Below are 19,886 nucleotides of genomic sequence, written 5' to 3' on the forward strand. Positions count from 1 at the left end.
CACGGAGTGATGAACCGAATTGCAAGACGTTTCGACCATGATAGAGAAGGGAAAAAGACGGCCGCAAAAGGTCGTGGGGGGAGTTGGAGATGGGGACGGTCCTAGATTCAGTCGGCAAGCTGATTGCCGCGTACCTCTCCAAGGAGGTGCCGGGCTACGAGCCGTTCACGCCGAGCGACCCGGAGCACCTGCGCGGCGTGATCGAGCCCGGCGACGTGCTGCTGGTCGAGGGCAACAACCGCATCTCCGGCATCATCAAATATCTGACGCAGTCGACCTGGTCGCATGCCGCGCTCTATGTCGGCCCGGTCGAGGGCGCCGCGGAGGCCGACGGCGAACCGCATGTGCTGATCGAGGCCAATATCGGCGAAGGCGTCACGTCTGCGCCGCTGTCGAAATATTTCCCGTATCACACCCGGGTCTGCCGCCCGGTCGGGCTGTCCTACGAGGACCGCACCACGGTCTGCCGCTATGCGATCAACCGCATCGGCTTCGGCTACGACACCAAGAACATCGTCGACCTCATGCGCTTCTTGTTCCCGTTGCCGGTGCCGCAGCGCTGGCGGCGACGCATGATCGCGATCGGCTCGGGCGATCCGACCAAGATCATCTGCTCGGCGCTGATCGCGCAGGCGTTCGATGCGGTGCGCTATCCGATCCTGCCCAAGATCACCAAGGCCGGCAGCCGCGCCGCCCGCCGCGAGATCCTGCACATCCGCGATTCCTCGCTCTACATGCCCCGCGACTTCGACATCTCGCCCTATTTCGAAGTCGTCAAACCCACCATCGTTCACGGGTTCGACTACACCGCCCTGCACTGGGCCGACAAGCAGAAGCCGCTCGAGGAGGTAGCGGGCACATTCAGTGTGTTTCCAGAAACGATCAGTGCGCCGCCGCTCGTTCCTGAGGCGGTTGACCAAGAGGCGCCGGCTGAAATTCCGGCTGCGCAAGTGAGTGCACAGCCTGCGGTGACGGCTGAAAGCGTTCCCGGGCCTGTCCCGCTGCTGAAGAAGCTGGCGATGTACCGCCCGAGGCGCCGTGGCCGGGTGAGAGAAATTGCGGCGTAACCGCTGTCGTCCCTGCGAAAGCACTAGGGCATGCACATATCTGGTGCGGCGGATTGACTCGGGTTCGCCCTGGGGGTTCCAGAATCGGAGATCTATGTGATTCCTATTGCGGCACTCCATGGTTTGGACGGGGGTGCTGCGATGTTGTCACGGATTGACTGGACGCTGGGCCGGTTCGGGGATCGTCGTCTCGATAAAGGGGGGCGGCGCTCGCTGAACGCATGGTTGCGGGCAAAACTGTCTGCCTTCGGCAGCTCTCCAGGGGGAACCGCGCGCTGGAAGTGCGGTTCAACCGCTTTCTTGGCCATGACAAGGTGACGGTGGATCGGATCATCGAAAGCTGGAGCAATAGCACGGGCCCTGCCGTGGAAGGCCGCCACGTGCTGGCCATCCAGGACACCAGCGAGATCCACTTCAACACCACGCCGCAACGCCGGCGCGGGCTCGGAGAAATCGGCAAAGGCAATAACCACGGCGTGCTGCTGCACCCGCTGCTGGCTGTGGACGCCGACGACGGCAGCTGTCTTGGGCTTTTGAGCGGGCAGATATGGACGCGCGCAGGTCGCCGCACGACCTCGCATGATGATCGGGAATTATCGGACAAGGAATCGCAACGCTGGATATCGACTGCCGTGGCGGCAAGGCCGCTGCTCACCAAGGCCGCGGCGGTGACGGTGCTGGGTGACCGCGAGAGCGATATTTTTGCCCTTTATGCCAGCTCGGCCAAGCAACATTTCCACGTCATCGCGCGCAGCATGCATGATCGCAAGCTTGCCGACCGCAGCAGCCTGTATGAGGCCAGCGATGCCATGGCCGCGGTGGACCAGCGTATGATCCAACTGCCTGCGCGCGCCGCGCGGCCGGCTCGCCTGGCCCACCTCGAACTTCGCTTTGGCGCAATCGAGCTCGCCCGCCCGCAGAATAAGTTCTTGCACCATCTGCCGAAAAGCTTGCCGCTGGCGGTGGTCGATGTGCGCGAGATTAACGCCGAAACCGGCATAGAGCCGCTGCACTGGCGGCTTCTCACCTCTCACGAGGTCACCAGCATCGAGGACGCCTGGCGCATCGTCCAATGGTACAAGCAGCGCTGGATCATCGAGCAGTTCTTCCGCATCCTGAAGACACAAGGCCTCAAGCTCGAAGACAGTCAGATCGGATCCGCCGATCGGCTTCTCAAGCTGGTTGCGATCGCCGCCAAGGCGGCCGTCATCACCATCCAGCTTCTGCAGGCCCGCAATGGTGGTCGCCAGCCCATTCTCGCGGCCTTCGACAACGGCCAAATTGGCGCGCTCACAGCCCTCAACCGGCAACTCGAAGCCGCGAGCAAGCGACTAAAGAACCCACATCCGCCCGATAGTCTCGCTTGGGCCGCCTGGATCATCGGCCGTCTCGGCGGGTGGGATGGCTACCCATCGTCCAAGCCGCCGGGCCCGATCACCTTCAAAAACGGCCTCGAATACTTCAACGCCGTCGCAGCAGGATGGAGCCTCAGAGATATGTGCATGCCCTAGTGCGAAAGCAGGGACCCATACCGCGTGATCTATCGAGTGGTCGCGGTAGACATACCGAACAACGAGTCTTCGCCAACATCTCCCTGGGGTTATGGATCCCTGCGTTCGCAGGGACGACACCGGAGTTATGGCGCGATCTCGCTCAACAACAATCATCACGAGCGCAGCGACGGTGAAAACCTACCGCTCCGCCCGTCCGATCACCGCCATCAGCTCCGCGATCTTCTCGCGTTGGTCGGCCTTGTCGCCGCTCGCGATCGCGTGCTCGACGCAATGGGCGACGTGGTCCTTGAGGACCTCTTCCTCGACCCGGCGCAGTGCGGCACGCACCGCAGAGATCTGCGTCACGATGTCGATGCAGTAGCGGTCCTCCTCTACCATTTTCGAGAGGCCGCGAACCTGGCCCTCGATCCGGCCGAGGCGTTTTCCGACAGATGCCTTGATGTCCTTGCGCATGGGGTCTATATACCCCTACCGGGTATGGGTTGCAAGACCTGGGTAAGGCCGGAGCGAGGGCAATGAACGAACACAGGCATCATCAGGGCGCGGACGGACATTCCGGATGCGGTTGTTCCGCCAAAACGGAAGCGACCAAGCCGGCGGCGTCCTCCTGCTGCGGCGGGCACGGCAATCATGCCGGCCACGGCCATCATCACGCGCATGACCATGGCGATGCGGCCAGCAAGGTGCACGACCCCGTCTGCGGCATGACGGTCGATCCCACGACCTCGAAGCACCGTTTCGACCATCACGGCGAGACCTTCCATTTCTGCTCGGCCGGCTGCCGCACCAAGTTCGCCGCCGATCCCGCAAAATATCTCGCCAAGGACAAGGCGCCCGAGCCGGAGATGCCCGCGGGCACGATCTACACCTGCCCGATGCATCCGGAGATCCGCCAGGTCGGACCCGGCAGCTGTCCGATCTGCGGCATGGCGCTGGAGCCGGAAGTGGCAAGCCTGGAGACCGGCCCCAACCCCGAGCTCGCCGACATGACGCGGCGGTTCTGGATCGGCGGCGCGCTGGCGCTGCCGGCCGTGGTGCTGGAGATGGGCGGCCATCTCGCGGGCCCGCACAATTGGATCGATCAGACGCTGTCGAACTGGATCCAGCTCGCCTTCGCCACCCCCGTGGTGCTATGGGCCGGCTGGCCGTTCTTCGTTCGCGGCTGGCAGTCGCTGCTGACGCGCAACCTCAACATGTTCACGCTGATCGCGATGGGCACCGGGGTTGCCTATGTCTACAGCATCATCGGCACCGTCGTGCCGCAGATCTTCCCCGCCACGTTCCGCGGCCATGAAGGTGCTGTTGCCGTCTATTTCGAAGCGGCTGCCGTCATCACCGTGCTGGTGCTGCTTGGCCAGGTGCTGGAGCTGCGCGCCCGTGACGCAACCTCCGGCGCGATCAAGGCGCTGCTTCAGCTTGCGCCGAAGACCGCGCGCCGCGTCGATGACGACGGCGGCGAGCACGAGGTCGAGATTGACGCGCTGCATGCCGGCGAACGCCTGCGTGTCCGTCCCGGCGAAAAAGTGCCTGTCGACGGCGTGATCCTCGAGGGCCGCTCCTCGCTCGACGAATCGCTCGTCACCGGCGAGTCCATGCCGGTGACGAAGGAGAGCGGCGCGAAGGTGATCGCCGGCACGCTGAACCAGTCGGGCAGCTTCATCATGCGCGCCGACAAGGTCGGACGCGAGACGCTGCTGTCGCAGATCGTGCAAATGGTCGCGGACGCGCAGCGCTCGCGCGCGCCGATCCAGCGGCTGGCCGATCAGGTCGCGGGCTGGTTCGTGCCCACCGTCATCGTCGTCGCGATCGCCGCCTTTGCCGCCTGGGCCTGGTTCGGACCTGAGCCGCGGCTGGCCTTCGGCCTGGTCGCTGCCGTCAGCGTGCTGATCATCGCCTGCCCCTGTGCGCTGGGCCTCGCAACCCCGATGTCGATCATGGTCGGCGTCGGCCGCGGGGCGCAAGGCGGCGTGCTGATCAAGAACGCCGAGGCGCTGGAGCGGATGGAGAAGATCGACACGCTGGTCGTCGACAAGACGGGCACGCTGACCGAGGGCAAGCCCAAGGTGGTCGCGATCGTGCCGGCGTCGGGTTTTGCGGAGGATGACATCCTCAAGCTTGCCGCCAGCGTCGAGCGCGCCAGCGAGCATCCTTTGGCCGACGCGATCATGCGCGCCGCCAAGGAGAAGCAGCTGGCCCTCGGCCAGGTCGAGCAATTCGACTCGCCGACCGGCAAGGGCGCCACCGGCAAGGTCGACGGCAAGACCATCGTGCTCGGCAATGCCAGATATCTGACGTCGATCGGCATCGATACCAAGACGCTCGACACTGAAGCCGAACGGCTGCGCGGCGATGGCGCAACCGTGATCAACATGGCCGTCGATGGCCGGCTTGCCGGCCTGTTCGCGATCGCCGATCCGGTCAAGGCCTCGACCCCGGAGGCGCTGAAGGCGTTAGCTGCCGAAGGCATCAAGGTGATCATGTTGACCGGCGACAACCGCACGACGGCCGAGGCCGTGGCGCGCCGGCTCGGCATTGCCGAGGTCGAGGCCGAGGTGCTTCCGGACCAAAAGAGCGCGGTGGTCACCAGGCTGCAAAAGGCCGGCCGCAGCGTCGCGATGGCCGGTGACGGCGTCAACGACGCGCCGGCGCTGGCCGCCGCGGAAGTCGGCATCGCCATGGGCACCGGCACGGATGTGGCGATGGAGAGCGCGGGCGTGACCCTGCTCAAGGGCGACCTCGTCGGCATCGTCCGGGCGCGAAAGCTGTCGCAGGCGACGATGAGCAACATCCGGCAAAACCTGTTCTTCGCCTTCATCTACAACGCCGCCGGCATTCCGATCGCGGCCGGCATCCTCTATCCCGCCTTCGGCGTGTTGCTCTCGCCGATCATCGCCGCGGCGGCGATGGCGCTGTCCTCGGTGAGCGTGGTCGGAAATGCGCTGCGGCTGCGGGCGACGCGGCTGTGAGGGGGACGAATTCGTGTAAGACAGGTCCATTCAGCGGGTACGCGCGGAGAGGACCTGATGCAGCGAATTACCATCACGATCGAGGACGATCTGTTGGCCGAGATCGACGCGGCGGCGGAAGCCCGCGGCTACCAGAACCGCTCCGAGATCATCCGCGATCTCGCCCGCGCCGGCCTGCAGCAGAGCACCGAGGACACCGCGCAGACCGGCCAATGCGTGGCCGGTCTCGTCTATGTGTACGACCACGCCTCCCGCGATCTGTCAAAACGCCTGGTGCAGGAATTCCACGGCCATCACGACCTCGCGCTGGCGACGCTGCACGTCCATCTCGACGACAACAATTGCATGGAGATGACGGCGCTGCGCGGCGATGCCGCCGAAGTCAGGCATTTCGCCGACCACATCATCGCCGAACGCGGCGTGCGCTACGGCCGCGTGGTGATGATCCCGACGGGCGAAGGCAAGCAGGGGAAGGCGCGGAAGCACGGGCACCGGCATGGGTAGGAGCGAGCTTGCGTGCCCCGGACGCGGCGCAGCGCTTCTTCAGCGGTGCGCCGCTGAGCCGGGGCCCATCTCGCCGCAAGCTCCTGGGTCCCGGCTCAGCAGCGCGCCATTGCATGCCGCACTGCGTCCGGGACACGGTCGTGCCTTGGGCAACCGCCCTCCCTTGCCGAAGCCGCATTGGGTGTCTACCTCTCGCAGGGTGTTTACCTCAGAGGGTCCCCCATGCTGGATGCCGCCATCAAGGCGCTGTCGCAAATGATCTCGCCGCCGATGCGCTCGATCCTGTGGCGATCAGTCGGGCTTGCGCTCGTGCTGATCACCGTGCTGGCGATCGGGCTGCAGCGGCTGCTGAGCTGGTTTGCGACCTCCGGTGAGGTCTGGCTGGAAGGCCTGCTCGGGCCGGGCTGGCACACCTCGCTCGAGGTCTTGTCCTGGATCGTCTCGATCGCGGCGGGCCTTGGCGTCGTGTTCGGCGGCGTCTTCCTGATGCCCGCGATCACCTCGCTGGTGGCGAGCCTGTTCGTCGACGACGTCGCCGACATCGTCGAGCGCGAGCATTATCCCGCCGAGCAGCCGGGCCTCGCGCTGCCGTTCAGCCAGGCGATCTTCGAGGGCATCAAGACCGCGCTCCTGACCATCCTGGTCTATCTGATCGCGTTGCCGCTGGTGCTTTTCGCCGGCGCAGGCTTCCTGATCTTCTTCCTCGCCGCCGCCTGGCTGCTCGGCCGCGAATATTTCGAGCTCGCCGCGATGCGCTTCCGCTCGCCGGAAGAGGCCAAGGCGATGCGGCGCGACAATGCCGCCACCATCTTCACCGCCGGCCTCTTCATCGCCGCCTTCGTCTCGATCCCGATCGTGAACCTGGCGACGCCGATCTTCGGCATGGCCTTCATGGTCCACATGCACAAGCGGCTGTCGGGCCCGCGGCCCGAGCTGATCGAGCCGGCGCGGCAGATGCGGTAACGCGCTCTACGTCACCTGCACGCCGCACTTGCGCAGCACCGTCTTGGCGAAGCCGAATGGCGCCGGCGTGAACGGGCCGGCCGGCGCACGGGTGATCAGTGCGAGGACACCGAGCGCGGCTATCGCGAGCCAGAAGCACAGCCAGAAGCCGTCGATATAGGCGAGCACGTTGGCCTCGCGCTGCACGATGCCCGCCAGCGTGCCGATCGCACGCGGCTGTGCCAGTCCGGCGCCGTGGGCAGCGAAGTGATCGGCAAGCTGCTTCAGCATCCGCACCACGTCCACGTCGCCGACGCCGAGGTTCTGGCCGAGATAGAAGGAGTGGACCTGCTCGCGCACGCGCAGCCATGTCCCCATCAGCGCCACGCCGATCTCGGCGCCGCCGAGCCGCATGATCTGGATATAGGCGGCGAACGACGTCGCGCGGCTCGGGTCGGAGTTCGACAGCAGCGTGATGATCAGCGGCAGCAAGGTCAGCGACTGCCCGATCGCCTGGAGCAGCACGATGCCGACAAAGTCCTCGCGCGCCCAGTCATGGGTGAGCTGCGTGCCCCAGAGATTGGCGGCGGCGAAGCAGGCGAAACCCACGACAATCACGGTGCGCGTATCGAAATGCCGCAGCAGCCAGATCGAGAGCGGCACCAGCACGAACATCGGGAGCGCGCCATAGGTGAGCAGCAGCACGCCGCTCTGCTCGGGCCTGAGCAGGGCGATGGCAGCGAGGAAATTCGGCACCAGCGAGGCGTTGGACAGGCTGGTCAGCGTGTAGAGCAGGATCAGCACCAGCCCCAATCCGATATTCCGCGAGAACAAGACGTTCACATGCGCCCAGGGCTGCCGCACCAGCGACTCGTTGACGAGGAAGCCTGCGAACAGCACCGCGCCACCGACAAGCAGCGCCATCACCGTTCCCGAACCCAGCCAGTCCAGCCGGTTGCCCTGATCGAGCCCGGCGTAGATCATCGCGACACCTGCGCCGAGCAGCAGCATGCCGCCCCAATCGGCCTCGCGCAGCAGCGCGCGGTTCACGGGCTCGTTCGGTGTGCCGAGATAGACCATCAGCCCCATCAACGGCGCGATCACGACGCTCTGCCAGTACAGCCATTGCCAGCCGAGATGGTCGACATAGAAGCCGACCAGCGAACTCGAGCTATCGAGCGCAAAGCCGACGCGGATCGAATAGATCGAGATCGCCGGCAGCCACCACCGGATCGGCAGATTGCGGAACACGATCATCAGCGTCGCCGGCACGAAGGTGCCGAGCAGGAGGCCATGCACAACGCTGAGCGCGAGCAGCGTTGGATAATCGTGCACGAAGGGAACGATCAGCGAGATGACGGCATAGATCAGGCTCGGAACGCCAAGCACGCGCCGCAGCCCGAACACGGTCGCGAGCCATGCCACTGCCGGCGCGATGAAGATCTGCGAGCCGATGCCGGCGGTGGAAAGCCAGGCACCCTCGTCGAAGCTGAGCGAGAACGCGCCGCGCAGGTCGGGCAGGCCGACCGTGGTCAGGCGGCTGTCGAAATTGGCGAGGAAGGAGCCGAGCAGCACCGCCGCCACGGCGAACAGCGGCCGCGGCGCGACGCCGCCGCGCGAGAGCGGTCCGCGATCGGCGTCGTCATTTTCCGCCATTCGCAGCCTTGGTGTCGATGCGGGTGACGACCGACATGCCCGGCACCAGCCGCGCCAGCAGCGGCTGGCCTTCGTCGAGCTGGATCCGCACCGGAATGCGTTGCACGACCTTGGTGAAATTGCCGGTGGCGTTATCGGGCGGCAGCAGCGCCACTTGCGCCCCCGTCGCCGGCGCGATGCGCTCGACCGTGCCGCGCAGCGTCTCGCGCGGAAAACTGTCGACGGTGATCTCGACCGGCTGCCCCGGCGCGACGTGCGTCAGCTGGGTCTCCTTGTAGTTCGCGATCACATAGACCTTCGGCAGCGGCACCACGTTGATGAGGTTGGTGCCGATATTGACGTAGTCGCCGGGCTGCACCTGGCGCTCGCCGACGACGCCGTCGAACGGCGCCGATATCCTAGTGTAGCCGAGCTTGAGCTTCGCACCCGCCAGCGTTGCCTTGGCCGCGGCGACATCGGCGGCGCGCTGCTTCCGGGTGCCTTGCAGGACTTCGAGCTGATGCTGCTGGGCTGCGATCACGGCGCGGCTCGCACGCACGTCGGCCTGCGCCTTGGCGTAAGCAGCCACCGCCTGCTCGAGCCGCTGCCGCGTGCCGGCTTCGGTCTGCGACAGCGATTGCTGACGTTCCTGCTCCTGCCGTGCCTCGACCTCCATGGCTTCCGCGGAGAGCCGCGCCGCCTGCGCCTGCGCGATCGTCGCATATTGCAGCTCGACCTGATTGGCCAGATTGTCGAGCGTGGCCTGCGCGGCGGCGACCGAAGCTTCGGACTGCGCGACCTGGGCCTCATAGTCGGCGGGATCGATCTGGATCAGGAGATCACCGGCCTTGACGCGCTGGAAGTCGGTCACGGCGACGGTCAGCACTTCGCCCGAGACACGGCTGGAAAGCCGCGTCAACTCGGCGCGCACATAGGCATCATTGGTGGTCTGGATCGCCGCATTGCCGACCCATTCGTCGAAACGCAACGTCGCCAGCGCGACGAAGCCGAGCGCGACGATCACGGCGAACAGCGGGATCGCGAACCGGCTCCAGAGTGAGGTCGCCGGAGGCTGTGTCGGCTTGGGCGGTGAGGCTGGTGCTGCGGCGACCGATGGCGGCGACGAGACCTGTTCCTGTTGACTCACGACATGCCCCCCAAAATCGGCTGCGCTTGGACTCGAATCTCACCGCCATCATTCCGGGATGGTCCGAAGGACCAGACCCGGAATCTCGAGATTCTCAGGTGCGCAATGGCGCACCATAGTTCGATGCTGCGCATCGCCCCGGAATGACATCGGTTGCTCAGATCGTCTTCTCCGGCCACCGGCACAGATCGTTGATCAGGCAGACCTCGCAGCGCGGCTTGCGTGCGAGGCAAGTATAGCGGCCGTGCAGGATCAGCCAATGATGGGCATGCAGCATGAACTCGGCCGGGATCACCTTTTCGAGACCAAGCTCGACTTCGAGCGGCGTCTTGCCGGGCGCAAGTCCCGTGCGGTTGCCGACGCGGAAGACATGCGTGTCGACCGCCATGGTGTGCTCGCCGAAGGCCATGTTGAGCACGACGTTGGCGGTCTTGCGTCCGGCGCCGGGCAACGACTCGATCTCGGCGCGCGTGCGCGGCACCTCGCCGCCGAACTCGCTGAGCACCTTGGCGGACAGCGCGATCACGTTCCTTGCCTTGGTGCGGTAGAGGCCGATGGTCTTGATGTACTCGCGCAAGCGCTCCTCGCCGAGATCGAGCATCCTCTGCGGGGTGTCAGCGATTTCGAACAAGGCGCGCGTCGCCTTGTTGACGCCGGCGTCGGTTGCCTGCGCCGACAGCACCACGGCGACCAGCAGCGTGAACGGATTGACGTGCTCGAGCTCACCTTTCGGTTCCGGGTTGGCTTTGCGGAAACGGCTGAAGACCTCGTGGACCTCGGCGGGCGTCCAGCGCTTTATCGCCTTGAGCGTCTTTTTGGCGGGCGCGTTCGGCTTCGCGACGATCGCCTTTGCCTTCTTCTTCGGCACCGGCGCTTTGCGCGGAGCCGGCTTGCGGGTGATTTTCGCCATGATCGGGATATACTGAGGGACGATGAGCACAGGCAACGAAATTGAGGGCAGCGATCCTGATCCGCGCGACGTGCAGATCTTCTCCGCGCTGCTGACGCCGCACCGCTCGCTGAACCGCACCGGCTTCCTCGCCGTGATGCTGTTCCTGAGCGTGGTCAGCTTCGTCACGGGCCTCGCCTTTCTGATGATGGGTGCCTGGCCGGTGTTCGGTTTCTTCGGCCTCGACGTGCTCGTGATCTGGTGGGCCTTCAAGGCCAATTTCCGCGCGGCGCGGGCCAGCGAAGAGATCGTGGTCACGCCGTCGGAGCTGCGGGTGCGCCGCGTCAACCATCGTGGCCAAGTCTCGGAATGGACGTTCAATCCGCTCTGGGTCCGGCTCGACCAGGAGGTCGACGAGGAATACGGCATCGAGCACCTCTATCTGATTTCCCGCGGCCGTCGGCTGCTCATTGCCGGTTTTCTCGGACCTGAGGAAAAAGCAAGCTTTTACAATGCCTTGGTCGGCGCCCTAAGTGCCGCCCGGCGCGGCCCGACCTACAATCCGGTGACCTGAGCGCAGTCAGAAATCGGGTGGTTTCCCATCCGTCCCTCTCCTACATTTCCAGTCATGATGACACTCGCCATACATGACCAGCGCCTGGCCGGGCCGGGCACCCAGAACGCCGCGCTGCGCGACTATGATTCGGTGCGCCGGGCGATCGCCTTCATCTCGGAGAACTGGCGCGCGCAGCCGACCATCGAGGCGATGGCGGATGCGGCCGGGGTCACGCCGGATGAGCTGCACCATCTGTTCCGCCGCTGGGCCTCGATCACACCGAAGGCTTTCATGCAGGCGCTGACGCTCGATCACGCCAAGGGTCTGCTGCGGGACTCCGCGAGCATCCTCGACGCCGCGCTCGACTCCGGGCTGTCAGGCCCGGGACGGCTGCACGATCTCTTCGTGACCCATGAAGCGATGTCGCCGGGCGAATGGAAGAACGGCGGCGCCGGCCTGACCTTGCGTTACGGCTTTCACCCCTCGCCGTTCGGCACCGCGATCGTGATCGCGACCGACCGCGGCCTGTCAGGACTTGCCTTCGCCGATCACGGCGAGGAGGAGGTTGCGCTCGCTGACATGACCCGGCGCTGGCCGAACGCGACCTATTTCGAAGATCACGAAGGCACCGCGCCGCTGGCGCAGCGCATCTTCGATCCAAAACTGTGGCGGCCGGACCAGCCGCTGCGCGTGGTGATGATCGGCACCGATTTCGAGGTGCGGGTGTGGGAGACGCTGCTGAAAATCCCGATGGGCCGCGCGGTGTCCTATTCCGACATCGCCTGTAACATCAACAGCCCGAAGGCCTCGCGCGCCGTCGGCGCGGCGGTCGGCAAGAACCCGGTCTCGTTCGTCGTGCCCTGCCACCGCGCGCTCGGCAAGAGCGGCACACTGACGGGCTATCACTGGGGCATCACCCGCAAGCAGGCGATGCTGGGCTGGGAAGCCGGGCAGCTGGGGGTGCAGTAGGCGCAACAAGCACACTGCCGTAGGGTGGGCAAAGGCGCAACGCGCCGTGCCCACGATCTCTCTGAAACGGCCGACAGAACGTGGGCACGCTTCCGCCTTCGCTCTTCGAGCTACGGCGGACAAGTCGCTTTGCCCACCCTACGAGACCGTCGCTAACCCGCCAGATCGAGCTTCGAGGCCACCGTCGAATCCGCATTGAGCCGGTAGATGATCGGCACACCCGTCGCCAGCTCGCGCTTCAAGATGCCTTCGGGCGAGAGCTTTTCCAGCACCATGATCAGCGCGCGCAGCGAATTGCCATGGGCGGCGACCAGCGTGCGCTTGCCGTTGAGCACGCCGGGCAGGATCTCCTGCACGTAGTACGGCAATGCACGTGCGAGGGTGTCCTTCAGGCTTTCGCCGCCGGGCGGCGGCACGTCGTAGGAGCGGCGCCAGATCAGCACCTGGTCCTCACCCCATTTCTTGCGCGCGTCGTCCTTGTTGAGGCCGGAGAGATCGCCGTAATCGCGCTCGTTCAGCGCGAGGTTCTTCGTCGTCGGCAGGCCCTCCTGGCCGAGCTCGCCGAGAATGAGGTCGAGCGTGTGCTGCGCGCGGGTGAGCACCGAAGTGTAGGCGACGTCGAACACGAGGCCCTGCGCCTTCAACTTGCGGCCGGCTTCCGTGGCTTCCTTGACGCCGAGTTCGGTGAGGTCAGGGTCCTTCCAACCCGTGAACAGGTTCTTCAGATTCCATTCGCTCTGGCCGTGGCGCACGAGCACGAGAAGACGTTCGCTCATTGACTGCTTTCCGTTCGGGTTATTTGTTTGAGCATGATCTTGTCGGAAAACCGCTCCACACTTTTCCGGATCATGCTCGTCGATCAGATATCGGCGAGGCCGAGCACGTCGGCCATGGAGTAGTGGCCCGGCTTCTTGCCATGCGCCCACAGCGCCGCCTTCAGCGCGCCATGGGCGAACAGCATGCGATCCTCGGCCTGGTGCGACAGCGTCAGGCGCTCGAACGGGCCGAGGAAGGTGACGCTGTGATCGCCGGCGACGGTGCCGCCGCGCAACGAGGCGAAACCGATATTGCCCGGCCTGCGCGCGCCGGTGATGCCGTCACGGCCACGCTCGGAATGGTCATCGAGGGTGACGCCGCGGCCGCTGGCTGCGGCCTGCCCCAGCATCAGCGCGGTGCCGGATGGCGCATCGACCTTCATCCGGTGATGGGTCTCGACGATCTCGATATCAAAACTCTGGTCGAGCGCCTTGGCGACGCGCTTGACCACGGCGGCCAGCAGATTGACGCCGAGGCTCATATTGCCTGATTGCACCACGACGGCGCGGTTGGTGACGCTCTTGATCACGGCATTGTCGGAGCCCGACAATCCGGTCGTGCCGACGACATGCACGATCCCGCGCTGTGCCGCGATCGCGACATTTGCGATGGTCGCCGCCGGAACGGTGAAGTCGAGGATGCCGTCGGCCTCCTTCGACATCGCCCAGAGGTCAGCGGAGAGCTTGATGTCGTTGGCCGGCAGTCCTGCGAGCACACCGGCATCCTTGCCGAGCAGCTCCGAGCCGGGGGCCTCGAGCGCGCCGGCCAGCACCGCGCCTTTGCTCTCGGCAATCGCCCGCACCAGCGCGCGGCCCATCCGGCCACCGGCTCCAGCAACAATCAGGCGCATGTCGGACATGGTGTGATCCTCTCATGGCCGTTGTAGCGGGGGGACGCAGTTCCGGCAACCGAGGGGGGAGCAGACGGGCGACCCTCTCTAAAGCGTCATGGCCGGGCTTGTCCCGGCCATCCGCGCCTTGCCACGCGCAGGAAGAACGTGGATGCCCGGGACAAGCCCGGGCATGACGACCCCTCGTGAACGTTCAAATGCGACGGCCCCTCCCGCGCAGGGGAAGACCAGCAGCACGCCTCAGCCGTCAGACGGCTGCGGGCCGTCATAGCCCTCGATGATGATGAGGTCGGCGACCGAGTGCGGCTGGCGCACCTTGATGTTGGCCTGGTATTCCGGCGAATTGTAGCAGGCGATCGCGGTCTCGTAGTCCGGGAATTCGATCACGACGTTGCGGGTGCGGCTGGCGCCTTCGACGGTGGTGAACTTTCCGGCGCGGACGACGAAGCGACCACCCCACTTCTTGAAGATCGGGCCGTTGGCGACGGCGTAGGGCTTGTAGCCCTCGTCACTGCTCACATCGACGCGCCCGATCCAGTAGCCTTTTGCCATTGTTCTTCTCCCTGTTGTTGCTGATCTTCATTTGAGCATGATCTGATCGGAAAACCGCTTCTCACTTTTCCGGATCGTGCTCAGAGCGCCTGCGCGATCTCGGCCTGGATGGCTTCCGCGATCGCCTTCGGATCGGCGGCTTCGACGACCGGCCGTCCGACGACGAGATAATCGGCGCCGGCGGCGATCGCGCGGCCCGGCGTCATGATGCGCTTCTGGTCGCCGGTCGCCGAACCGACCGGCCGGATGCCGGGGGTGACGAGATGCATCTGGTGGCCGACGATCTTGCGCAAGGCCCCGACTTCCTCCGGCGACGACACCAGTCCGTCGATGCCAAGCACCTGCGCCTGCTGCGCGCGGGCCTCGACCAGCTCGGAGACGCCGAGCCGATAGCCGGCCGCGTGCAGATCGTCCTCGTTGTAGGATGTCAGCACCGTGACGGCGAGGATCTTCAGGCTGGAATTGCCGCGGCCTTCGACTGCGCCCTTCATGGTCTGCGGATAGGCGTGCACGGTGAGGAAGGTGGCGCCGAGCCTGGTGATGCTTTCGACGCCTTGCATCACGGTGTTGCCGATGTCGTGCAGCTTGAGATCGAGAAAGACCTTCTTGCCCCTGTCGGCGAGCTTGCCGACCAGCGGCAATCCGCCGGCATAAGCGAGCCGATAACCGATCTTGTAGAAGCTGACGCTGTCGCCGAGACGATTGATCGTCGCCTCCGCGGCATCGACGCTGGGCAGATCGAGCGCGACGATCAGGCGGTCCTTGGGGGCGATCTCGGCTGGCGTCATGTCACCTCACATCATGCGTTGGGAAAAGTCGATCAACTGCGCCACCAACTCCTTCAACGCGGCGATATCGCCCTCGTTCTTGAGCTTGTCCATATCGTCATAGGCCTGGTCGGCAAAGGCGAGCGTGAGCTGGCTGGCAATCACATTGGCGTGGCAGGAGGTCAGGATCAGCCGCAGCGCCTGCAGGGCACGGGCCGCACCGAGCCGGCTCTGCGAGGCGCCGGCGAGCGCGAAGGCGCGGTTGCGGAACACATCGCCGCGCGCCTCGTGCAGATCGTGCACGCGGCTGACCCAGTCGATTGCGTTCTTGAGCAGCGGCGGCACCGAGGCATTGTATTCGGGCGAGACGATCAGCACGCCATGATGCGCGCCGATCATACGCTTGAGGTTGATCGCGTGCTTCGGCAGGCCGGACTTGGCCTGGAGATCGCCATCATAGATCGGCAGCGGAAAATCGGCGAGCGAGATGCGGGTGACGTCCACGCCGGCCCGGGCAAACTCATAGGCGGCGACCGCCGCCAGCTTCGCATTGTGCGAGCCGGTGCGCAGCGAGCCGGGAATGATCAGGATCTTGGGAGCTGACATCCAATCCAATGCGTTCGGCGAAACGAGCCCGCCGCGCAAAGAACCGAGCCGGCGGAATTAGTGCTTGCGATACACCCAGACGCGGGCGGGCGGAAGGTTCATCCAGATCCGTTCCGAAGCCTCTGTGGACACGCCGGGCAGCGATTTCGGGATCGGCGGCACCACCGCATAGGTGAACTGGACGAAGGGCGCGCCGGGCGCGAGCGCCGTGAAGGCGTCGCGGATCAGCCGCAGCCGCGTCAGCATCGGTTTTGTCACCAGCGGCAGGCCGGAGACGACCGCGGAGGCCGGCGCGCTCAGGACGTTCCAGAGCGTGTCACGCAGGCGATAGGCATCGCCCTGCACCACCTTGGCCTGCGGATAGCGGTCGCGCAGCAGGGCGCAGAAGCCGGGATTGTATTCGACGAGGACGAGACGCTTCTGGTCGACGCCGCGCTCGATCAGGGCCGAGGTGATGGCGCCGGTGCCGGGTCCGAGTTCGACCACAGGCGCGTCCGAATCGACATCGACGTAATGGGCCATGGTCCGGGCCAAGAGCTTGCCCGACGGCATCACCGCGCCCATGTGGAGGGGCTTTTCGATCCATGATCTGAGGAAGCGCACCTCGTCGTCGAGACGAGGCTTCTTCAACGCACGCGCGGACGATGGCAATGGCATGTCAGGACCGGACGGGACCGCGGGACCGCGGCGTGTCAGAAAATGGTCATAAAGACGTATAGGCCGAAGGCGGTATGGTCAAGCCGGGTCAACTCGCCCGATTACCGAAGAAATCCTTGACCTTGGCGAAGAAGCCCTCGGATTCCGGCTGGGTGTTGCCGGAGGACAGCTTTTCGAACTCGGCCAGCAATTCCTGCTGCTTCTTGGTGAGGTTCTGCGGGGTCTCGACCACGACCTGAACATACATGTCGCCCATCTGGCGCGACCGCAGCACCGGCATGCCTTTTGATGCAATGCGGAACCGGCGGTTCGACTGGGTCCCGGCCGGCACCTTCACCTTGGCCTTGCCCTTCTCGATGGTCGGCACCTCGAATTCGCCGCCGAGCGCGGCCGTCACCATCGAGATCGGCACACGGCAATGCAGATCGGCGCCGTCGCGCTGGAAGAACTGGTGCTGGGCCAGCGACAGGAAGATGTAGAGGTCGCCGGGCGGACCGCCGCGAACCCCTGCCTCGCCCTCGCCGGCGAGCCTGATCCTTGTGCCGTCCTCGACGCCCGGGGGAATGTTGACCGAAAGATTCCGCTCGCGGGTGACGCGGCCCTGGCCCGAGCACGACGGGCAGGCATCCTCGATCATCTGGCCGCGGCCCTGGCAGCCCGGACAGGTCCGCTCCAGCGTGAAGAAGCCCTGTGACTGCCGCACGCGGCCGGCGCCGCCGCAGCTCGAACAGGTCTTCGGCTTGGTTCCGGCCTTGGCGCCGATGCCCGAGCAGGCCTCGCAGGTGACCGAGACCGGAATCTCGATCTGCGCGGTCTTGCCGCCGAAGGCTTCCTCGAGCGTGATTTCCATGTTGTAGCGCAGGTCGGCGCCGCGCTCGCGGCCGCCGCGGCCGCGCTGCCCGGCCATGCCGAACAAATCTTCGAAAATATCGGAGAAGGAAGAGGCAAAGCCCGCACCGAAGCCGGCGCCGCCGCCGCCCTGCTCGAAGGCGGCATGGCCGTAGCGGTCATAGGCCGCGCGCTTGTCCTTGTCCTTGAGGACCTCGTAGGCCTCGTTGATTTCCTTGAACTTGACTTCGCTGGTGTCGTCCCCGGGATTGCGGTCCGGGTGGAACTTCATCGCCAGCTTGCGGAACGACGATTTCAGAACGGATTCGTCGGCATCGCGTTCGACTTCGAGAGTTTCGTAATAGCAGCGCTTGGTGGACGTGGACATGTGGGACTCGGTCTATCCAATCGCGATTCAAGTCGGAGCGAAACGACGTCGCCACACGACGATATAGGCAGCCTTCTGCCCGGCGGCAGAGGGTCGCTTGGCGGCGTTCAGCATAACGGCTGGGAATTGATCGATCGTAACGGGCGACCCGCCCGTCCGTCCCGACACGGCGGCCTCCCCCGCGAAGGAGGAGGCCGGTAGAGCGTGTGGGGTCCAAGCCGTCCGCATCATGACCCTCTTGGGGTTCAGGCGGACTTCTTGTTGTTCTTGTCGTCGTCGACTTCGGTGAATTCCGCGTCGACGACGTCGTCCTTGGCCGCGTCCTTCTTGGCGTCGGCCTCGGCCTGCTGCTTGTACATGGCCTCGCCGAGCTTCATCGAAGCCTGGGCCAGCGTCTGGGTCTTGGCCTTGATCGCCTCGGCATCGTCGCCCTTCAGCGCTTCCTTGAGGTCGCCGACGGCATCCTCGATGGCGCGGCGCTCGGTCTCGCCGACCTTCGAACCGTGCTCGGCCAAAGCCTTCTCGGTCGAATGCACCAGACCATCCGCCTCGTTCTTGGCGGTCACGGCCTCGCGGCGCTTCTTGTCCGCCTCGGCATTGGCCTCGGCGTCCTTGACCATCTTCTCGATGTCGGCTTCCGACAGGCCGCCGGAGGCCTGGATGCGGATCTGCTGCTCCTTGCCGGTGGCCTTGTCCTTGGCCGAGACGTTGACGATACCGTTGGCGTCGATGTCGAAGGTCACCTCGATCTGCGGCATGCCGCGCGGAGCCGGCGGAATGCCCATCAGGTCGAACTGGCCGAGCATCTTGTTGTCGGCCGCCATTTCACGCTCGCCCTGGAAGACGCGGATGGTGACCGCGTTCTGGCTGTCCTCGGCGGTCGAGAACACCTGGCTCTTCTTGGTCGGGATCGTGGTGTTGCGGTCGATGATGCGGGTGAACACGCCGCCCAGCGTCTCGATGCCCAGCGACAGCGGGGTGACGTCGAGCAGCAGCACGTCCTTGACGTCGCCCTGGAGCACGCCGGCCTGGATCGCAGCGCCGATCGCCACGACTTCGTCCGGGTTGACGCCCTTGTGCGGCTCCTTGCCGAACAGCTGCTTCACGACTTCCTGGACCTTCGGCATGCGCGACATGCCGCCGACCAGAACCACTTCGCCGATCTCACCGGCGGTGACGCCGGCGTCCTTCAGCGCCTTTCGGCAGGGCTCGACGGTCTTCTGGACGAGGTCGTCGACCAGCGCCTCGAACTTGGCGCGGGTGAGCTTCATCGTCAGATGCTTCGGGCCGGTCTGGTCCGCGGTGATGAAGGGCAGATTGATCTCGGTCTGCGTCGTCGAGGACAGCTCGATCTTGGCCTTTTCAGCGGCTTCCTTCAGGCGCTGCAACGCGAGCTTGTCGTTGCGCAGGTTGATGCCCTGCTCCTTCTGGAATTCGTCGGCGAGATAGCCGACCAGGCGCATGTCGAAGTCTTCGCCGCCGAGGAAGGTGTCGCCGTTGGTCGACTTCACCTCGAACACGCCGTCGCCGATCTCGAGGATCGAGATATCGAACGTGCCGCCGCCGAGATCGTACACCGCGATCGTGCCGGTCTTGGTCTTGTCGAGGCCATAGGCGAGCGCGGCCGCGGTCGGCTCGTTGATGATGCGCAGCACTTCGAGGCCCGCGATCTTGCCGGCGTCCTTGGTCGCCTGGCGCTGGGCGTCGTTGAAGTAGGCGGGAACGGTGATGACGGCCTGATCGACCTTCTGGCCGAGATGGGCTTCCGCGGTCTCCTTCATCTTCTGCAAGATGAACGCCGAGACCTGCGAGGGCGAGTAGGTCTGGCCGTCGGCCTCGACCCAGGCGTCGCCGTTGGAAGCCTTCACGATCTTGTAGGGGACGAGCTTCTTGTCCTTCTCGACCATCGGGTCGTCGTAGCGGCGGCCGATGAGGCGCTTCACTGCGAAGAAGGTGCGCTCGGGATTGGTGACGGCCTGGCGCTTGGCCGGCTGGCCGACGAGGCGCTCACCGTCGTCCGTCACGGCGACGATCGAAGGCGTCGTGCGCATGCCTTCGGAATTCTCGATGACTTTGGCGTTCTTGCCATCCATCACGGCGACGCACGAATTCGTGGTGCCGAGGTCGATCCCAATGACCTTTCCCATGGTCCTGATATCCTTGTTTTTGCGGCAGGTTGGCTGGGCCCAGAAGGCACCCGACCGAAACCCCCTAAGATCAAACATCCGCGATA

At 65.2% G+C, this 19,886-nt stretch carries 19 protein-coding genes; 7 read left to right on the forward strand and 12 right to left on the reverse strand.

From position 1 onward, the window contains the following. Positions 1–89 precede the first annotated feature (89 nt). Complete coding sequence (locus CIT37_RS00790; RefSeq protein ID WP_095424852.1) at positions 90–1,067, forward strand: YiiX/YebB-like N1pC/P60 family cysteine hydrolase; 978 nt, start codon at positions 90–92, stop codon at positions 1,065–1,067. 221 nt (positions 1,068–1,288) lie between these two features. Next, on the forward strand, positions 1,289–2,578 hold the full coding sequence (locus CIT37_RS00795) for an IS4 family transposase (protein ID WP_038951373.1): 1,290 nt from the start codon (positions 1,289–1,291) through the stop codon (positions 2,576–2,578). A 180-nt stretch (positions 2,579–2,758) separates the two neighbouring features. On the opposite strand, the gene CIT37_RS00800 is transcribed toward CIT37_RS00795, so the two are convergent. Continuing rightward, on the reverse strand, positions 2,759–3,034 hold the full coding sequence (locus CIT37_RS00800) for a metal-sensitive transcriptional regulator (RefSeq protein WP_007598521.1): 276 nt from the start codon (positions 3,032–3,034) through the stop codon (positions 2,759–2,761). Between the two features lie 62 nt (positions 3,035–3,096). Between CIT37_RS00800 and CIT37_RS00805 the strand changes: the two genes are divergently transcribed. The 3 genes from CIT37_RS00805 to CIT37_RS00815 all read left to right on the forward strand — a co-directional run bounded on the left by CIT37_RS00805 (position 3,097) and on the right by CIT37_RS00815 (position 7,014). After that, entirely contained in the window at positions 3,097–5,547 is a 2,451-nt protein-coding gene (locus CIT37_RS00805; RefSeq protein WP_095424564.1) for a heavy metal translocating P-type ATPase, read from the forward strand. Between the two features lie 57 nt (positions 5,548–5,604). Further along, complete coding sequence (gene nikR / locus CIT37_RS00810) at positions 5,605–6,051, forward strand: nickel-responsive transcriptional regulator NikR (RefSeq protein ID WP_028139424.1); 447 nt, start codon at positions 5,605–5,607, stop codon at positions 6,049–6,051. 222 nt (positions 6,052–6,273) lie between these two features. Beyond that, complete coding sequence (locus CIT37_RS00815; RefSeq protein WP_038948637.1) at positions 6,274–7,014, forward strand: sulfate transporter family protein; 741 nt, start codon at positions 6,274–6,276, stop codon at positions 7,012–7,014. Between the two features lie 6 nt (positions 7,015–7,020). Here the strand turns inward: CIT37_RS00815 and CIT37_RS00820 are convergent, their stop codons facing one another. The 3 genes from CIT37_RS00820 to nth all read right to left on the reverse strand — a co-directional run bounded on the left by CIT37_RS00820 (position 7,021) and on the right by nth (position 10,685). Then, positions 7,021–8,649 carry an MFS transporter gene (locus CIT37_RS00820; protein ID WP_095424563.1) on the reverse strand — a complete coding sequence of 543 codons (1,629 nt, stop codon included), beginning with the start codon at positions 8,647–8,649 and terminating at the stop codon, positions 7,021–7,023. Continuing rightward, positions 8,636–9,775 (reverse strand): HlyD family secretion protein, encoded by a 1,140-nt coding sequence (locus CIT37_RS00825; protein ID WP_095424562.1) that lies wholly within the window; start codon positions 9,773–9,775, stop codon positions 8,636–8,638. The genes CIT37_RS00820 and CIT37_RS00825 overlap by 14 nt, the downstream gene beginning before the upstream one ends. Before the next feature lie 157 nt (positions 9,776–9,932). After that, complete coding sequence (gene nth, locus CIT37_RS00830) at positions 9,933–10,685, reverse strand: endonuclease III (protein WP_038972293.1); 753 nt, start codon at positions 10,683–10,685, stop codon at positions 9,933–9,935. Between the two features lie 22 nt (positions 10,686–10,707). Between nth and CIT37_RS00835 the strand changes: the two genes are divergently transcribed. Both CIT37_RS00835 and CIT37_RS00840 read left to right on the forward strand, forming a co-directional pair. Next, positions 10,708–11,238: a DUF2244 domain-containing protein gene (locus CIT37_RS00835; RefSeq protein ID WP_038972292.1), complete on the forward strand. Its 531-nt coding sequence runs from the start codon at positions 10,708–10,710 to the stop codon at positions 11,236–11,238. A gap of 54 nt (positions 11,239–11,292) precedes the next feature. Next, the gene (locus tag CIT37_RS00840; RefSeq protein WP_095424561.1) at positions 11,293–12,189 is read left to right on the forward strand and encodes a methylated-DNA--[protein]-cysteine S-methyltransferase; all 897 of its coding nucleotides are present in this window, start codon (positions 11,293–11,295) and stop codon (positions 12,187–12,189) included. Positions 12,190–12,341: 152 nt separating this feature from the next. Here CIT37_RS00840 and CIT37_RS00845 read toward each other — a convergent pair whose 3' ends face one another. The 8 genes from CIT37_RS00845 to dnaK form a co-directional block, all read right to left on the reverse strand. Continuing rightward, positions 12,342–12,965, reverse strand: coding sequence for a 2,3-bisphosphoglycerate-dependent phosphoglycerate mutase (locus CIT37_RS00845; protein ID WP_028139417.1), 624 nt, complete (start codon positions 12,963–12,965; stop codon positions 12,342–12,344). 83 nt (positions 12,966–13,048) lie between these two features. Continuing rightward, a complete protein-coding gene (gene dapB / locus CIT37_RS00850; protein WP_028139416.1) occupies positions 13,049–13,864 on the reverse strand; it encodes a 4-hydroxy-tetrahydrodipicolinate reductase in 816 nt (271 codons plus the stop codon). A gap of 231 nt (positions 13,865–14,095) precedes the next feature. Continuing rightward, positions 14,096–14,407, reverse strand: a complete 312-nt coding sequence (locus CIT37_RS00855; RefSeq protein ID WP_027566211.1) for a DUF1330 domain-containing protein — start codon at positions 14,405–14,407, stop codon at positions 14,096–14,098. A gap of 80 nt (positions 14,408–14,487) precedes the next feature. Continuing rightward, complete coding sequence (gene pyrF, locus CIT37_RS00860; RefSeq protein ID WP_095424560.1) at positions 14,488–15,195, reverse strand: orotidine-5'-phosphate decarboxylase; 708 nt, start codon at positions 15,193–15,195, stop codon at positions 14,488–14,490. A 6-nt stretch (positions 15,196–15,201) separates the two neighbouring features. Further along, on the reverse strand, positions 15,202–15,780 hold the full coding sequence (locus tag CIT37_RS00865) for an NADPH-dependent FMN reductase (RefSeq protein WP_095424572.1): 579 nt from the start codon (positions 15,778–15,780) through the stop codon (positions 15,202–15,204). Positions 15,781–15,837: 57 nt separating this feature from the next. Then, positions 15,838–16,437 (reverse strand): class I SAM-dependent methyltransferase, encoded by a 600-nt coding sequence (locus CIT37_RS00870; protein WP_038948644.1) that lies wholly within the window; start codon positions 16,435–16,437, stop codon positions 15,838–15,840. Between the two features lie 88 nt (positions 16,438–16,525). Beyond that, positions 16,526–17,653 (reverse strand): molecular chaperone DnaJ, encoded by a 1,128-nt coding sequence (gene dnaJ, locus CIT37_RS00875; protein ID WP_028139412.1) that lies wholly within the window; start codon positions 17,651–17,653, stop codon positions 16,526–16,528. Between the two features lie 245 nt (positions 17,654–17,898). Beyond that, positions 17,899–19,800, reverse strand: coding sequence for a molecular chaperone DnaK (gene dnaK / locus CIT37_RS00880; RefSeq protein ID WP_028139411.1), 1,902 nt, complete (start codon positions 19,798–19,800; stop codon positions 17,899–17,901). Positions 19,801–19,886 lie beyond the last annotated feature (86 nt).

The organism is Bradyrhizobium ottawaense (assembly GCF_002278135.3).
GTDB classification, from domain to species: domain Bacteria; phylum Pseudomonadota; class Alphaproteobacteria; order Rhizobiales; family Xanthobacteraceae; genus Bradyrhizobium; species Bradyrhizobium ottawaense.

What these genes read in the sequence shown, in the direction of transcription:
- nikR (WP_028139424.1), top strand. Translation starts at nt 5,605, where the DNA reads ATGCAGCGAATTACCATCACGATCGAGGACGATCTGTTGGCCGAGATC.
- CIT37_RS00835 (WP_038972292.1), top strand. Translation starts at nt 10,708, where the DNA reads ATGAGCACAGGCAACGAAATTGAGGGCAGCGATCCTGATCCGCGCGAC.
- CIT37_RS00840 (WP_095424561.1), top strand. Translation starts at nt 11,293, where the DNA reads ATGATGACACTCGCCATACATGACCAGCGCCTGGCCGGGCCGGGCACC.
- dapB (WP_028139416.1), bottom strand. Translation starts at nt 13,864, where the DNA reads ATGTCCGACATGCGCCTGATTGTTGCTGGAGCCGGTGGCCGGATGGGC.
- nth (WP_038972293.1), bottom strand. Translation starts at nt 10,685, where the DNA reads ATGGCGAAAATCACCCGCAAGCCGGCTCCGCGCAAAGCGCCGGTGCCG.
- CIT37_RS00870 (WP_038948644.1), bottom strand. Translation starts at nt 16,437, where the DNA reads ATGCCATTGCCATCGTCCGCGCGTGCGTTGAAGAAGCCTCGTCTCGAC.
- CIT37_RS00790 (WP_095424852.1), top strand. Translation starts at nt 90, where the DNA reads ATGGGGACGGTCCTAGATTCAGTCGGCAAGCTGATTGCCGCGTACCTC.
- CIT37_RS00845 (WP_028139417.1), bottom strand. Translation starts at nt 12,965, where the DNA reads ATGAGCGAACGTCTTCTCGTGCTCGTGCGCCACGGCCAGAGCGAATGG.
- CIT37_RS00815 (WP_038948637.1), top strand. Translation starts at nt 6,274, where the DNA reads ATGCTGGATGCCGCCATCAAGGCGCTGTCGCAAATGATCTCGCCGCCG.
- CIT37_RS00800 (WP_007598521.1), bottom strand. Translation starts at nt 3,034, where the DNA reads ATGCGCAAGGACATCAAGGCATCTGTCGGAAAACGCCTCGGCCGGATC.
- dnaJ (WP_028139412.1), bottom strand. Translation starts at nt 17,653, where the DNA reads ATGTCCACGTCCACCAAGCGCTGCTATTACGAAACTCTCGAAGTCGAA.
- CIT37_RS00805 (WP_095424564.1), top strand. Translation starts at nt 3,097, where the DNA reads ATGAACGAACACAGGCATCATCAGGGCGCGGACGGACATTCCGGATGC.
- pyrF (WP_095424560.1), bottom strand. Translation starts at nt 15,195, where the DNA reads ATGACGCCAGCCGAGATCGCCCCCAAGGACCGCCTGATCGTCGCGCTC.
- CIT37_RS00855 (WP_027566211.1), bottom strand. Translation starts at nt 14,407, where the DNA reads ATGGCAAAAGGCTACTGGATCGGGCGCGTCGATGTGAGCAGTGACGAG.
- dnaK (WP_028139411.1), bottom strand. Translation starts at nt 19,800, where the DNA reads ATGGGAAAGGTCATTGGGATCGACCTCGGCACCACGAATTCGTGCGTC.
- CIT37_RS00820 (WP_095424563.1), bottom strand. Translation starts at nt 8,649, where the DNA reads ATGGCGGAAAATGACGACGCCGATCGCGGACCGCTCTCGCGCGGCGGC.
- CIT37_RS00865 (WP_095424572.1), bottom strand. Translation starts at nt 15,780, where the DNA reads ATGTCAGCTCCCAAGATCCTGATCATTCCCGGCTCGCTGCGCACCGGC.
- CIT37_RS00795 (WP_038951373.1), top strand. Translation starts at nt 1,289, where the DNA reads ATGGTTGCGGGCAAAACTGTCTGCCTTCGGCAGCTCTCCAGGGGGAAC.